The following is a 13,786-nucleotide window of genomic DNA, read 5'->3' on the forward strand; positions in this document are numbered from 1 at the left end:
CCTCCTAACAGCGACGTCGCCCGGGGCCGACCAGCCCCGGGCGACCCGCCACAACGCGGCAGCAGGCTCGGCGGGAGCCAGCCTGTGCGGCCGCCGCACGGCGCGGACCGCGTGGCACTTTTCCGGGATCCCCCGAGACGACCGTTTTCCTAGCGTCTGTCGTATGGCAGACTTCCCACTCCCCCCGCCGACCCCGCGTGACCGCGACGACGGCGGCGACCCCGAGCCCGACGGCCTGCTCGACCTGGTGCGCCAGGCCCGCAACCACGACGCCGGCGCGATCCGCCTCTCCTACGACCTCGACGGCACGGGCTACTTCGACCTTGTACGCGACGACCCGGAGAGCACGTACCGCTGCTGACCCCGACCGCCAACCGGAGCGGCGCGCGGGCTCATCCCGCACCCGCCGCCCTCCCAGACCGGCCCCACCGTGTGGATCACGTGCCGCACGGGCGGGTCGAGGTCGAACGCGGGCGTCGCCATCGCCTCGCCCGGCGGGCACGGCCCGATCGCCCCGCCCGCCCGCGCCAGCTCCGGCCCGGCCGCGCGATGGATCGCGCCGTCCACGCCGCCACCGCCGAGCAGTGACTCGTTGGCGGCGGTCACGACCGCGTCCACGTCCTCGCGCGTGATGTCCGCGCGCACGACCTCGATGGCGACCATGCCCCGATGATCGCATTGGACCCTCGCACCGGCGCGGCGCCGCCAGAGGGCGTCCGGTGTCGGCATGCCGACACGCGCGGCCGGGCTCAGAGACGCAGGGCCGCCGTGATGGTCGCGCCCCCCGGGCCGGTGCGGACGTCGACGTGCGCGGACATCTGGCGGACGACCCAGAGGCCGCGCCCGCCGTACGCGCCGAGCGGCACCAGCTCGTGCCCCACCGTGCCGTCGGCGAGGCCGGGGCCGGTGTCGCTGACCTCGCAGCGGATCAGGTGGCCGTCGCGCCAGAGGCGGAGCCGGCCGGTGCCGCCGCCGTGGCGCACGGCGTTGGTGGCCAGCTCGTTGGCGACCACCACCAGCTCCTCGACCACCTCCTCGCCGGCGCCGAGGTCAGCGGCGTGGGCGGCGACGGCGGCGCGCAGCCCGTACAGGCCGTCGGAGTCGAAGAGCTGGTCGAGCGCGACCTCCACATCGGCGGCGGCCGTGTGACGGGCGCCGTCGGGTGTGGATAGACCGTGGTCATGCTCGACCATGGACCAGCCTTACCCGCACGGCCGGATGGTCAGTCACACCGACCAGATCCAGCACCTTGTGTACCGCCCGCCCGCACACCACCGACATCGCCCGGCCCGGCTGGAGCGCGAGCGCGGCCTGGCCGATCGCCGCCGCGGCCGCCGCGTCCATGAAGGTGAGGTGCCTCAGGTTGACGTGGATGTCGCCGCCCAGCCGCAGCGCCTCGGCCAGGGCCTGGTTGAGCTCGGTCACGCGGCGGTAGTCGATCTCGCCGGCCAGCCGGATGCCGGGCGGCACGTGCTGCCGGCAGATGCGCAGCAGCGGGTCTTCGTGGTAAACGGCGGCGGCGACCGCGCGGGGGTGCGCCTTCGCCGCGAACGCGAGCGTCACCTGGTCGAAGCTTTGCCGGTCGTACTGGCAGATCGCGGTCAGCCGCCCGTCGGCGAAGAGCCCGGCCACGCGCGTCTCGAAGACGAGCAGCTCGTCGACGGCGGCGGCCGGGCGGGTCGCCCAGCACATGTCGGCCGTGACCCGCAGCCCGGTGAAGCCGTCGCGGTGCGCGGCCGCCAGCTCGCCGGAGAGCATCTCGATGATGTTGCCGGCGGAGACCTGCCCGCCGGAGAGCCACACCTCGTCGTTGTCGCGGATCGCGAGCTGGCCGCCGTGGGCCGGCTTGACGTCCCGTTCGGCCAGCTCACCGGCGAGGTCGGCCGGGCCGGACGGATCGGTGAGGCAGATGACCTTCTGGCCCGAGCCGAGGCCGTCGCGGACGAACGCGGCAACGAGGTCCAGGCGCTCCTCCGTGTCCGAGTAGGTGAGACACGCGTGGTCGCCGGGACGCAGGTCGTCGACTGATGCTGCACTGGCCATTGCGGCCACCATAGAGGGTCTTGGCCGCCGCCGCGCGGTTCACCCTCCCCGGGCGACCAAGTCGGTACCCCCGGGGTGACCGGCGCCCGGCGCCGTCGTCCCGCCGGCCGGCGGGACGACGAGGTGACACCATCCTCCTATGTGGACGGAAAGAGCGCCGCCGGCCGCCGGACACGCCGCCGGTCCAGGGACGCGGGCGGGTTGCACACGCAGAGCGCGCAAACGGGGTGATTCACGGATGGCGGACAAAAACCATAAGCCCGCCCTGTACGTGAGACGCTCCCCTAGCGTCATCACGGGGGTGCGACGGATGCGTGATATGCACGTCGGGACCGAGCGGCACGCCATCCCCCTGCTGGCGTCGAAGCTCTCGGTCCCACCGCCGCCGGAGGTTCCACTCACCCGCCCGCGTCTGACCCGGTTGCTCGATGCCGGGGCTCGCGGGCCGGTGACGCTGGTAGCCGCTCCGGCGGGCTGGGGAAAGACAGTTCTGCTCGGCGCGTGGGCGCGGGCGCTGCCGGACCAACCGGTCGCCTGGTACACGGTCGAGGCGGACGACGGGCCCAGATTCTGGGCGTACGTGGGCGCGGCGCTCGGCCGCAGCGGCGTGGCCGTGCCCGAGGATCCCGACCTGGAACGGCTGGCCGGCGCGATCGCGCAGCTGGCCCGGCCCGCGGTGCTGCTCCTCGACGACCTGCACCTGGTCACCGACCAGTCGATCGCCGACGGGCTGGACTTCCTGGTCCGGCACGCCGACCGCCGACTGCACCTGGTCGCCGCCGCGCGCACCGAGCCGCCGCTCGGGCTGCACCGGTGGCGGCTGGAGGGCGGGCTGACCGAGGTGTCGCCGCAGGACCTGGCATTCTCCCGGGAGGAGACGGCCGAGCTGCTCTCCCGCCACGGGGTACCGGCCAGCGCCCGCCACGTGGACGACCTGCACCGGCGGACCGAGGGGTGGCCCGCGGGGCTCCGCTTCGCCGCCCGGTCGCTGTACGCCCATCCCGACCCGGACCGCTTCATCGCCGGGTTCGGGGGCGAGCATCCGAGCGTCGCCGGCTACCTGGTCGACGAGGTGCTCGCCGGGCAGCCGGCCGAGGCGCGGGACGTACTGCTCCGCACCTCGATCGCCGAGCCGGTCAGCGGTGACCTGGCCGACGCGCTGACCGGGCGGGAGGACGCCGGGCGCGTACTCGCCGAACTGGAGCGCACCAACGGGTTCGTGGTGCCGCTGAAGGGACGGCCGGGCGCGTACCGGTACCACCGGATGTTCGGCGAACTGCTCCGCGCGGAGCTGCGCCGGCGCTCGCCCGACCAGCTCGCCGACCTGCACCGGCGGGCGGCCGCGTGGCACGCCGACCGGCACATGCCGCCGGACGCGCTGCGGCACGCGCTCGCCGGCCAGGACTGGGGGCGGGCGACCGAGCTGCTGGTGCGGCACTGGCCGGAGCTGATCCCGTACGGCCCGGAGCCCGACCCGGTGCCCGCGGCGCCGATCCCACCGCCGCCGGCCAGCGCGCTGCGCACCGACCCGGCGCTGGCGCTGGCGTACGCGGCCGCGTTCCTCGACGCGCAGGACCGGACGTCGGCGACCGCCTTCCTGCGCTTGGCGCAGCGGCACCGGGACCGGATGCCGCAGGGGCAGCGGGCCCGGTACGCGCTGGTCGCGGCGGCCCTGCGGCTGACCGAGGCGCAGCTCTACGGCGACCAGCCGGCGGTGCTCCCAGCCGCCCGGCAGCTCCTGGACCTCTCCGCGACCGCACCGGGCGCGGCGCCGCCCTGGGCAGCGCCCCGCAACGGCGGCTCGGCCACGGCGGCCGCACCGGCGGCGGGCGGCGGCATCGCCACGGCGGCGCCCGGTCGTCCCGCGGCGGCGGCCGGTGTGAACGCCGCCCAGGTGGTACGCCTCAACGGCGGCCCGCCGGCGACGGCCACGCCGAACGGCCCGCCCGGCGCGGCACCGGCGCGGTCCGCCCCGGAGTCCGCGGGCGCGGCGGCGATCAGCCGCAACGGCGCCGCACCGGCCGCCGAGCGCGCGTTCCGGGCGGCCGACCCGGCCAGCCGCGCGGTGGCGCTCGCCGCGGTCGGCGTCGCCGAACTGGAGACCGGTGACCTCCCGGCGGCCGCGAACGCGCTCGCCGCCGGGCTGGCCGAGGCACGCGCCGCGGGGCTCTCCCGGCCCGCCTCCGCCTGCGCCGGCCGCCTCGCGGTGGTCCACGCGATCCGGGGCGAGCTGCGCGAGGCCGGCGAGGCCGCGGCGGCGTACCCGGCCGGGTCGCCGGGAGACCGCGCGCACGCGCACCTGGCGCTCGCCCTCGTCGCCCTGCACCGGGACGAGCTGGCGGACGCCGCCGCTCATCTGGATCGCGCGGCGCCCGCCTCACCGGTGGACGGCGGCCTCCCCGACCCGGAACGGGCGGGCAACGCGTTCCCGGCGCTCGTCGCGGTGGCCCGGGCCGGGCTGCTGGAGGCGCGCGGCGACCTGCCGGCGGCGCACCGCGCGCTCACCGCCGCGCGGGCCGGCCGGACGCTGCCGCCGCTGGTCGAGCGGTGGCTGACCATCGCCGAGGCGGACCTGCACACCGCGCGCGGCGACGCGAGCGGCGCCCGCACCCTGCTCGGCCCGGTCACCACCGGCCGGGGCGGCAACGGCAACGGCAACGGGTCGGGGGCCGCGCGGGCCGGTGTGGCCGCGCACGCCACCGTCGTCCCCGGCATCGGCGGCAACGGCGCGGCGGTGACCGCCGTTCCGGCCGGCGCGGGGACGCTCGCCGCCGCGGCCGCCGCCGGCAACGGGGGCGCCGCCCGCGACGACGGGCACGGCGGGGGCGGTGAGGCCACCGGCGCGGTCGCCCTGGCCCGGGCGTACCTGCGCGCCGGCGACCCCGCCGCGGCGACGCACGCGCTCCCGTCCTGGGACGGTGCGGAGACCACCTGCCCGCTCGCCGTACGCGTGGACGCCGGCCTGCTCGCGGCGCTGGCCGCGCGGCGGGCGGGCGACCACCGAGGGGCCGCGCGGGCGCTGGAGTCGGTGCTGGCGCTCGCCGGGCCGGAGGGGTTCCGACGGGTCTTCACGCGGGCCGGCGCGGACGCGCGCGACCTGCTCGCCGCCCACCTCGACGCCGGTACCGCGCACTGGCCCCTGGTCACCGACCTGGTCGCGGCGATGCCACCGCCCGCGGCGGCCGACCCGCCGCCGGCGCCGGAGACCGGCGAGACGCTCACCGAGCGGGAGCTGACCGTGCTGCGGTACCTGCAGAGCATGCTGTCCACAGTGGAGATAGCGGGCGAGCTGTCGCTCTCGGTCAACACCGTCAAGACGCACGTGCGAAACATCTACCGCAAGCTCTCCGCCAGTCGCCGGCGCGAGGCGGTACGAAGGGGGCGCGAGCTGCGGCTGATCTGACGGCGGCGGCGCGGTCGGGCGGGCTCACCTGCGCCAGGTGATCCAGGCTCACCCGCGCCGCCCCCACTCTGGGCCGGTGAAGACGTTCGTAGTGATCGGTGGCACCAGCGGACTCGGGTTCGAAGTCGCCCGCCTTCTCGCGCCGGAACACCGGGTGGTGGTGGTCGGCGACCGGGAGGCCGAGGTGAAGGACGCCGCCACCGAACTCGGCTGTGACGGCATGACCGTCGACGTGTCCCAGGACGAGCAGGTGCGGCGCGCCTTCGACGAGGTCGCCATGCACGGCGCGGTACACGGGGTGGCGCACTGTGCCGCGATGTGGGCCGGCGGCGAGCTCGACGAGCTGCCACCGGAGAGCATCCGCCGGGCCGTGGAGGTCAACGTGCTCGGCCCCACGTTCGTACTGCGCGAGGCGCTGCGCCGCATGCGCGCCCAGGGGCACGGCAACGTGGTGTACGTGGGCGCGATCGCGGTGGACGCCGCACGCCCCGGCATCCCCGTCTACCGGGCCACCAAGAGCTACGGCAAGAGCCTCGTCGAGTCGATCGCCCAGGCCACCGGCTGCAACGAGGTCAAGATCATGCAGGTACATCCTGGCCCGATGCCCACGCGGCTCCAGGAGCGCGTGGGCGACGCCTTCCTCGACACGGTCTACACCCCTCCGGCCGCGGTGGCCCGGGAGATCGTACGGCTGCTCCTGCTCGCGCCGCAGGACCCGTACGTCTCCGATCTCAGGGTGTTGCAGGCCGACGGCCGGTGGTGAGCAACGAGCGCCAGGTACAGGCGTGGGCGCCGCTTCGCATCTCGGCGTACCGCAACCTGTGGCTGGCGCTGCTCGCGGCCAACATCGGCACGTGGATGCAGACGGTCGGCGCCCAGTGGCTGCTGATCAACCAGGCGAACGCCGCGACGCTCGTGGCGGCCGTGCAGACGGCCAGCATGCTGCCGATCCTGCTCTTCGCGCTGCCGGCCGGGGTGCTGGCTGACGCGTTCGACCGGCGGCACCTGCTAATCGCCGTGCAGGGCTCCCTCGCGGTCGTCGGCCTGGTGATGACCGTGCTGACCGCGACGGACCGGATGGGGCCGGTGCTGCTGCTGACGCTGACGTTCGCGCTCGGCACCGGCCAGGCGCTGACGCTGCCGGCGTGGGCGGCGGTGATCCCCCAGCTCGTACCGAGAGAGCAGATCCGCTCGGCCTCCGCGCTCGGGGCGATCAGCGTCAACGTCGCCCGCGCGATCGGCCCGGCCGTCGCCGGCGTACTCGTGGCGGAGGCCGGGGTCGCGGTGGTCTTCGGCCTGAACGCCGCGACGTTCGTGCTCTTCGCCGGCACGCTTCTGCGATGGCGGCCGGGGCACGCCCGGCCGACCGAGACGCCGGAACGCTTCACCGCCGCGCTCCGCGCCGGCGCCCGGTACGCCCGGCACTCCCCCACCCTCCGCCGCATGCTCACGCGGATCGTGGTGTTCATCCTGCCCGGGAGCGCGCTGTGGGCACTGCTGCCGCTGGTGGCGAGCGAGAAGTTGGGCACCGACTCCAACGGGTACGGCCTGCTGCTCGCCTCGCTCGGCATCGGCGCGATCGCGGGCGGCATCGCGCTGCCCAGGCTGCGCGCCAGGATCTCGGCGAGCAAGCTGCTGGCGCTGGCCGGGCTCGTCTTCGGCCTCGTACTCATCGACGTCGCGACCCTCAACAACCTGGTCGCCGTCACGATCACGCTGGCCCCGGCGGGCGCCGCGTGGGTCATCGTGCTGGCCAACCTGAACGCCGAGATCCAGCTCTTCCTGCCAAACTGGGTACGTGGCCGGGGCCTCGCCGTCTACCAGGTGGTCTTCGCCGGTGGGCAGGCGCTCGGCGCGCTCGCCTGGGGCGCGGTCGCACAGGTGGTCGGGCTGAAATGGACGTTCGTGCTGGCCGCGCTGGTCATGCTCCTCGACGCGGCGACGCTTGGCCGGTGGCCGATGCCCGACCTGCGGGAGATGGACCGCGAACCGGCCGGCAACGTGCCCGACGTCTCGCTCCCGGTCCGCCCCAACCCCCAGGTCGGCCCGGTGCTGGTGGTCCGCGAGTACACGATCCCGCCGGAACGGGAGGAGGAGTTTCGGGAGGCGATACGCCTGACCCGCGGCACCCGCCTGCGCACCGGCGCGCTGAAGTGGGGACTGTACCGGATCGGCGAGGAGCCGCAGCGGTTCGTCGAGATCTTCTCGGTCGCGACCTGGGAGGAGCACCTCCGCCAGCACCGCGGCGGCCGGTTCACCCGCGCCGACATGACTTCCGACGAACGCGCCCAGACCCTCTCCGTGCAGACCACCACCAGGCACCTCCTGCCCGCCATGCCGGAGGCCATCGAGCAGGGGATCGGGATGGGCGACAACGGTCGAGACCGCGAGGATGCGGCCGGGTTCGACACCGGCGCTCCGGCCAGCCCCGACGGCGGCGACGAAACAGTCACCCGGGGCGCGTGACGCGCCGTCACCCGGCCGCCCGCGATCATGCCGGCATGGATGACCCTTTCCGATTGACGATGAGCCGGCTCCGCGAGCCGGTCTCCGAGGAGGACCACCTCCTCGGGAGCTCCTATGCCCCGGTCACCCTCGTCGAGTACGGCGACTACCAGTGCCCCGGCTCGGCCGTGGCACACGGGGTGGTCCGGGAGGTACTGCGCCAGCGACCCACCAAGGTCGCCTTCGTCTACCGGCACTTCCCGCTGACGGACGTGCACCCGTACTCCGAGATCGCCGCCGAGGCCGCGGAGGCGGCGGCGGCCCGCGGTCGCTTCTGGCAGATGCACGACTGGCTCTTCGCCCACCAGGACCAGCTCAAGCCGCTCCAGCTCGCCCTGGCCGTCGACCGCCTGGGCCTGGACATCGAACGCGTCGGGCGGGCGATGGGCGGCCACCACTACCTGGCCCGCATCCGCCGCGACTTCGGCAGCGGCGTACGCAGCGGCGTGGCCAGCACGCCCACCTTCTTCGTCAACGGCATCCGCCACGACGCCCCGTACTCGCTCGAAGCCCTTCTCACCGCCGTCGACGACGCCGCCGACACCTGACCCGCCGCCGCGGGCACTCGCGTCCACAGTAGACATCGAAGGGCTTACCTCCGCGCGGCGTACGCCGGTAGGCTCGGGCGTGTGACGGATCTTCGGAGCGCCCAGTGGTACGCGGGCGACGACCGCAACGCCTACATCCACCGCGCCTGGATGCGGCGCGGCCTGCCGGACAGCGCCTTCTCCGGCCGCCCGCACATCGCGATCGCCAACACCGCCTCCGACCTGACCCCCTGCAACACGCACCTGGACGACGTGGCGCAGAGCGTCAAGGCCGGCGTGTGGGAGGCCGGCGGCGTGCCGCTCAACCTGCCGGTGATCTCGATCGGCGAGACCCAGGTGCGCCCCACCGCCATGCTCTGGCGCAACCTCGCCGCGATGGCGATCGAGGAGATGCTCCGCGCCAACCCGATCGACGGCGTGGTGCTGCTGGGCGGCTGCGACAAGACCATCCCCGCGCTGCTCATGGCCGCGGCCTCCGTCGACCTCCCGGCCGTCGTCGTGCCCGGCGGCCCGATGCTCACGGGCCACTTCCGGGGTACGCCGCTGGGCTGCGGCACCGACGTGTGGCGGCTCAGCGAGGAGGTACGGGCCGGCACGCTGTCGCGGGAGGCGTTCCTGCGCTCGGAGTCCGCGATGATCCGCAGCCGCGGCCACTGCAACACGATGGGCACCGCCTCGACGATGGCGAGCATGGCCGAGGCGCTCGGCATGACGCTCCCCGGCATCGCCGGCACGCCCGCCCCCGACAGCCGGTTGCTCGCGCTCTCCCACGAGACCGGCAAGCTCGCGGTCGAGATGGTCGCGGCGGGCCGGCGGCCCAGCCACATCCTCGGGGCCGCCTCGTTCCGCAACGCGATCGTCACGCTCGCCGCGATCGGCGGCTCCACCAACGCGGTCGTGCACCTGCTCGCCATCGCCGGGCGGGCCGGTGTCGACCTGGCGCTCGACGACTTCGACCGGATCGGCTCGGGCGTACCGCTGCTGGTCGACCTCCAGCCCGCGGGCCGGCACCTGATGGACGACCTGTACCGGGCCGGCGGCCTGCACGCCGTGCTCAACGAGGTGCGCGACCTGCTCGACCCCGCCGCGCTCACGGTCACCGGCCGCCCGCTGGTCGAGCACCTGGCCGGCGCCGAGATCTGGGACGAGGAGGTGATCCGCCGGCGGGCCGCGCCACTGCTCGGCGATGCCGGCATCGCCGTACTCAAGGGAAATCTGGCCCCCGACGGCGCCGTCATCAAGCCGGCGGCCGCCTCTCCCGAGCTGCTGCGGCACCGGGGGCGCGCGGTGGTCTTCGACAGCGTGGAGGACCTGCACGCGCGGCTGGACTCCCCCGACCTCGACGTCGACGAGACCTCGGTGCTGATCCTGCGCGGCTGCGGGCCGAAGGGCTATCCCGGCATGCCCGAGGTGGGCAACCTCCCGCTGCCGGCGAAGCTGCTCGGCAAGGGTGTGCGCGACATGGTGCGGATCAGCGACGCGCGGATGAGCGGCACCGCGTACGGCACGGTGGTGCTGCACGCCGCGCCGGAGGCGGCGGTCGGCGGCCCGCTCGCGCTGGTGCGCACCGGCGACCCGGTCGTGCTCGACGTGCCCGCGCGGCGGCTCGACGTCGACCTGCCCGCCGAGGTGCTCGCCACGCGCGGGCCGGCCGAGGCGAGCACCGCCGCCTACGCCGCGCCGGCCCGCGGCTGGGAGCGCCTCTACGTCGACCACGTCATGCAGGCCGACAAGGGCGCCGACCTCGACTTCCTCGTCGGCGGCAGCGGCCCCGACGTCGGCCGCGAGTCACATTAGACAGGCGCCTGGCCACCGCTGGACGCGCCCCGCCGTGCCGCCCCGGGGACGCCTGGCGTCCGTGCTACGGCTTCAGGACGCCGCGCAGGAAGGCGATCTGCTCGGCCCGCTGGAAGCTCTGCCCGCCCTCGTGCCCGTTGTACGACCAGATCCGGATGTCCTTCTCGGCGGCCCAGTGGTTGTACGCCGCGTACACCGTGGACGGTGGACACACGTCGTCCATCAGCGCGACCGAGAAGAGCGACGGCGCGGTGGCGTGCGCGGCGAAGTTGACCCCGTCGAAGTAGCGCAGCGTGGCGAAGACCCGCTCCACGTGGTCGCGGTGCGCCTTGCAGTACGTGGTGAGCTCGAAGTACGGCGCCTTGTCGGTGATCTCGGTGGCCCGCCGGTAGTGGCAGAGGAACGGCACGTCCGCCAGCACCGCGGCCAGCCCGTCGACCAGCCCGCCCACCGCGAGCGCGATGCCGCCGCCCTGGCTGGCGCCGGCGGCCGCGATCCGGGCCGGGTCGACGAGCGGATGGTCGCGGGCGGTCTCCACGGCGCGGACCGCGTCGGTGAAGAGGCGGCGGTAGTAGTACTGCTCGGGGTCGAGGATGCCGCGGGTCATGAAGCCGGGCGTCTGCGGCGCGCCGGAGGCGGCCGGGTCGGCCGTGTCGCCGGGGAGCCAGCCGCCGCTGCCCTGGCCGCGCGTGTCCATCACCAGGTGCGCGTAGCCGGCCGAACTCCACGCCAGCCAGTCGAGCGGGAGGCCGCGTCCGCCGCCGTACCCGACGAACTCGACCACGCACGGCAGCGGCCCCTCGGCGCCGCGCGGCGCGAGGAACCAGCCCTTGACCGGCTGCCCCTCGTATCCGCTGAACGTCACGTCGTGAACCTCCACCGTGGACAGTCCACTGTCGTACGGCGTGAAGGTGGCGGGCGTGGCGGCGGCGCGGGCCGCGTCGAGCGTGGTGGTCCAGAATGTGCCGAAGTCGGCCGGCTCATCCCGTTCGGGCCGATAGGCGCGCAGCTGGTCCAGTGGCATGTCGACGAACACCGGGGCGACTCCTTCATGATCTTCCATGGGGCCGCCCACACCTTAACCGCGGGCCACGCCACTGGGGTAGCGTCGGAAGCGCCATGAGGGTGACGCCGCTCCGCCCGCGCTCGCCGGCGCTGGCACCGTTCATCTCCTCGATGGGCTACCTCGAGGGGGAGTTTCCGCACGGACGCGAGCGCGTGCTGCCCAGCGGCACCGTGCAGCTGCTGGTCAACCTCGACCGCGACGCCCTCCACTCGGCCCCCGACGGCCTGCCTCCCATCCGCACGGGCGGCGCGGCACTCCAGGGCCCCAGCGCCCGCCCGGCCCTGGTCGACACGGCCGACCAGCGGGCGATCCTGTGGGTCGAGTTCCGGCCCGGCGGCGCGGCGCCGTTCTTCCCGGGGCCGGCCGAGGCGTGCGACCAGCTCGTCCCTCTCGACGCGGTGTGGGGGCGGCGCGGGCCGGCGCTGCGCGAGCGGCTGCTCGCGGCCGGTTCGCCGGAGGAGATGCGGGCGGCGGTCGAGGCCGCGCTGCTCGCCGCGGCCGAGCCGCCGCGCCCCGACCCGGCGCTCACCGCGGCCGTGGCCGCGCTCCACCGCGGCGCCACCGTCGCCGACACCGCCGACCGCCTGGGTTGGACCACCAAGCGGCTCGCCCGCCTGTTCAGCGCCCACGTGGGCCTGGCTCCCAAGAGATTCGCCCGGATACGCCGGTTCCAGCGCCTCCTCTCCGCCGCAGCGGCCCGCGGCGAGGGCGACTGGGCGCGGCTCGCCGCCGAGTGTGGCTACCACGACCAGGCGCACATGATCCACGACTTCCGCGCGTTCGCCGGCCAGTCCCCGACCGAGTACTCACCCCGCTCGGCCGAGGAGCGCAACCATGTCCCTTTCTTACAAGGCGACGACGGCACCGCGGCGGCATGATCGGGGCATGAGTGACCTGTACCCGCGCCTGGTGGTGATCGGTGCCGCCCAGGCGATCGACTTCTACACGGCGGCCTTCGGCGCCAAGGAGACCAGCCGCTTCCTCGACGACGAGACCGGGCTGATCGTCCACGCCGAGCTGGAGCTGGCCGGCGTCACGCTCGCGGTCAAGGACGAGGGGCACGGCGACCCCGCCCCGCCCACGCTCGGCGGCACGCCGGTGGTGATGGCGCTGTACGTGGACGACGCCGACGCGGTCGGCCGGCGCATGGAGCAGCACGGCGCCACCGTGGTCTACCCCATCGACGACCAGCCGTACGGCGAGCGCGCCGGCCGGCTCGCCGACCCGTTCGGCCACCTCTGGATGATCGCAGAACGCCCGGCCACGTAGCCTGCCGGCAGCGGAAGTCCTTGATCCGCAAGGGCTTGGCGCGGGACGGGGACCCGCTGTCCTACGCCTCCCCACGGCCAGCGGGCATACTCCGAAAGATGCCGGCGTCGCTGTCCTATGTCAGCAAGAGCATCGACGAGTCTCGGGCGCTGGTGGCGGAGTACTTCTACGCCATCGCGATGGACGTCCGGGGGCCCACGGACAAGTTCGCGTTCGACCTGGACGTGCTCCGGCTCGGCCCGGTCACGCTGGCGGAGATCCAGTTCGGCACCGAGATCTCGGTGAGCACCGACCGGATGACCACGTACCACATGGACCTGCCGCTCTCCGGATACGCGGAGACCCGGCAGCTGGGGCAGTCGGTCATCGGCTCGCCCGAGCGGGCCGTGGTGTACCGCCCCGACGCCGGCGGCATCGTCGCGCCCCGGGTCAGCGCCGACTGCCGGCTGCTCAGTGTGAAGATCGAGCCGGCCGGTCTGGAGGCGGAGCTGGAGAGCCTGCTCGGCCATCCGGTGCGGTCGCCGGTCCGCCTCTCCCGCAGCTTCGACCTGACCACCGGCGCCGGGCGCAGCCTCGCCCGGCTCGTCCGGCTGGCCGGCGCCGAGCTGCACGACGACAGCGGGCTGGTCAACCATCCGCTGATCGCCGGCCGGCTGTGGCACGGCATCCTGACCGGGCTGCTGCTCGCGGCCGACCATCCGTACCGCGACGAGCTGGCCCACGAGGCCCCGCCGAGCCGCCCCCGCCACGTCAAGCGCGCGATCGACGTGATGGAGGCCGACCCGGGGCGCCCGGTCACGGTCCACGACCTCGCCCGGATCGCCGGTGTGGGGGTGCGCGCGTTACAGGAGGGCTTCCACCGGCACGTCGGCGTATCCCCGATGGCCTACCTGCGCCGCCTCCGCCTGGCCCGCGCCCACGAGGAGCTGCGCCACGCCAGCCGGGGCGAGGCGACGGTGGCGAGCGTCGCCAGCCGCTGGGGCTTCGTCCACCTGGGCCGCTTCGCCGCCACGTACCGCCGCGCGTACGGCGTCTCCCCCGGCGAGACCCTGGACCGCTGACGCGCCGCGCCGCGGCCAGCGCGGGCTTCGCGAGGCTCAGGCGGCGCGGCGGATGCGCTGCGCGCCAGCGGTCCGGGTGGCCGCGAGGCCCAGG

The 13,786-nt window shown here is 74.8% G+C and carries 12 protein-coding genes and 1 pseudogene; 9 read left to right on the forward strand and 4 right to left on the reverse strand.

The features are described from left to right. Positions 1–163 precede the first annotated feature (163 nt). Positions 164–361, forward strand: coding sequence for a hypothetical protein (locus tag ACFFIA_RS08790; protein WP_377248307.1), 198 nt, complete (start codon positions 164–166; stop codon positions 359–361). A gap of 35 nt (positions 362–396) precedes the next feature. On the opposite strand, the pseudogene ACFFIA_RS08795 reads toward ACFFIA_RS08790, so the two are convergent. From ACFFIA_RS08795 to ACFFIA_RS08805, 3 genes and pseudogenes are all read right to left on the reverse strand, one after another. Next, positions 397–663: pseudogene (locus ACFFIA_RS08795) on the reverse strand (macro domain-containing protein); the annotation flags it as partial. An 86-nt stretch (positions 664–749) separates the two neighbouring features. After that, on the reverse strand, positions 750–1,193 hold the full coding sequence (locus ACFFIA_RS08800; protein WP_377248310.1) for an ATP-binding protein: 444 nt from the start codon (positions 1,191–1,193) through the stop codon (positions 750–752). Then, positions 1,180–2,043 carry an MEDS domain-containing protein gene (locus tag ACFFIA_RS08805; protein WP_377248313.1) on the reverse strand — a complete coding sequence of 288 codons (864 nt, stop codon included), beginning with the start codon at positions 2,041–2,043 and terminating at the stop codon, positions 1,180–1,182. Before ACFFIA_RS08805 ends, ACFFIA_RS08800 begins: the two co-directional genes overlap by 14 nt. Before the next feature lie 310 nt (positions 2,044–2,353). Between ACFFIA_RS08805 and ACFFIA_RS08810 the strand changes: the two genes are divergently transcribed. The 5 genes from ACFFIA_RS08810 (at position 2,354) to ACFFIA_RS08830 (ending at position 10,296) form a co-directional block, all read left to right on the forward strand. Beyond that, the gene (locus tag ACFFIA_RS08810; protein WP_377248316.1) at positions 2,354–5,446 is read left to right on the forward strand and encodes a helix-turn-helix transcriptional regulator; all 3,093 of its coding nucleotides are present in this window, start codon (positions 2,354–2,356) and stop codon (positions 5,444–5,446) included. A gap of 76 nt (positions 5,447–5,522) precedes the next feature. Continuing rightward, positions 5,523–6,209 (forward strand): SDR family NAD(P)-dependent oxidoreductase, encoded by a 687-nt coding sequence (locus ACFFIA_RS08815; protein ID WP_377248319.1) that lies wholly within the window; start codon positions 5,523–5,525, stop codon positions 6,207–6,209. Further along, positions 6,206–7,912 carry an MFS transporter gene (locus tag ACFFIA_RS08820; RefSeq protein WP_377248322.1) on the forward strand — a complete coding sequence of 569 codons (1,707 nt, stop codon included), beginning with the start codon at positions 6,206–6,208 and terminating at the stop codon, positions 7,910–7,912. Before ACFFIA_RS08815 ends, ACFFIA_RS08820 begins: the two co-directional genes overlap by 4 nt. Before the next feature lie 35 nt (positions 7,913–7,947). After that, complete coding sequence (locus ACFFIA_RS08825; RefSeq protein WP_377248325.1) at positions 7,948–8,499, forward strand: DsbA family protein; 552 nt, start codon at positions 7,948–7,950, stop codon at positions 8,497–8,499. A gap of 81 nt (positions 8,500–8,580) precedes the next feature. Further along, on the forward strand, positions 8,581–10,296 hold the full coding sequence (locus ACFFIA_RS08830; protein WP_377248328.1) for an IlvD/Edd family dehydratase: 1,716 nt from the start codon (positions 8,581–8,583) through the stop codon (positions 10,294–10,296). A 64-nt stretch (positions 10,297–10,360) separates the two neighbouring features. On the opposite strand, the gene ACFFIA_RS08835 is transcribed toward ACFFIA_RS08830, so the two are convergent. Continuing rightward, positions 10,361–11,359 carry an acetylxylan esterase gene (locus tag ACFFIA_RS08835; protein ID WP_377248331.1) on the reverse strand — a complete coding sequence of 333 codons (999 nt, stop codon included), beginning with the start codon at positions 11,357–11,359 and terminating at the stop codon, positions 10,361–10,363. A gap of 56 nt (positions 11,360–11,415) precedes the next feature. Here ACFFIA_RS08835 and ACFFIA_RS08840 point away from each other — a divergent pair, with 56 nt between their 5' ends. The 3 genes from ACFFIA_RS08840 (at position 11,416) to ACFFIA_RS08850 (ending at position 13,692) form a co-directional block, all read left to right on the forward strand. Beyond that, on the forward strand, positions 11,416–12,240 hold the full coding sequence (locus tag ACFFIA_RS08840) for a helix-turn-helix domain-containing protein (RefSeq protein WP_377248334.1): 825 nt from the start codon (positions 11,416–11,418) through the stop codon (positions 12,238–12,240). Positions 12,241–12,247: 7 nt separating this feature from the next. Beyond that, complete coding sequence (locus ACFFIA_RS08845; RefSeq protein WP_377248337.1) at positions 12,248–12,631, forward strand: VOC family protein; 384 nt, start codon at positions 12,248–12,250, stop codon at positions 12,629–12,631. A gap of 98 nt (positions 12,632–12,729) precedes the next feature. Beyond that, positions 12,730–13,692, forward strand: coding sequence for an AraC family transcriptional regulator (locus ACFFIA_RS08850; RefSeq protein ID WP_377248340.1), 963 nt, complete (start codon positions 12,730–12,732; stop codon positions 13,690–13,692). Positions 13,693–13,786: the final 94 nt, after the last annotated feature.

This window comes from Phytohabitans kaempferiae, assembly GCF_042433955.1.
Taxonomy (GTDB): domain Bacteria; phylum Actinomycetota; class Actinomycetes; order Mycobacteriales; family Micromonosporaceae; genus Phytohabitans; species Phytohabitans kaempferiae.

What these genes read in the sequence shown, in the direction of transcription:
- ACFFIA_RS08790 (WP_377248307.1), top strand. Translation starts at nt 164, where the DNA reads ATGGCAGACTTCCCACTCCCCCCGCCGACCCCGCGTGACCGCGACGAC.
- ACFFIA_RS08800 (WP_377248310.1), bottom strand. Translation starts at nt 1,193, where the DNA reads ATGGTCGAGCATGACCACGGTCTATCCACACCCGACGGCGCCCGTCAC.
- ACFFIA_RS08805 (WP_377248313.1), bottom strand. Translation starts at nt 2,043, where the DNA reads ATGGCCAGTGCAGCATCAGTCGACGACCTGCGTCCCGGCGACCACGCG.
- ACFFIA_RS08810 (WP_377248316.1), top strand. Translation starts at nt 2,354, where the DNA reads ATGCGTGATATGCACGTCGGGACCGAGCGGCACGCCATCCCCCTGCTG.
- ACFFIA_RS08825 (WP_377248325.1), top strand. Translation starts at nt 7,948, where the DNA reads ATGGATGACCCTTTCCGATTGACGATGAGCCGGCTCCGCGAGCCGGTC.
- ACFFIA_RS08835 (WP_377248331.1), bottom strand. Translation starts at nt 11,359, where the DNA reads ATGGAAGATCATGAAGGAGTCGCCCCGGTGTTCGTCGACATGCCACTG.
- ACFFIA_RS08840 (WP_377248334.1), top strand. Translation starts at nt 11,416, where the DNA reads ATGAGGGTGACGCCGCTCCGCCCGCGCTCGCCGGCGCTGGCACCGTTC.
- ACFFIA_RS08845 (WP_377248337.1), top strand. Translation starts at nt 12,248, where the DNA reads ATGAGTGACCTGTACCCGCGCCTGGTGGTGATCGGTGCCGCCCAGGCG.
- ACFFIA_RS08850 (WP_377248340.1), top strand. Translation starts at nt 12,730, where the DNA reads ATGCCGGCGTCGCTGTCCTATGTCAGCAAGAGCATCGACGAGTCTCGG.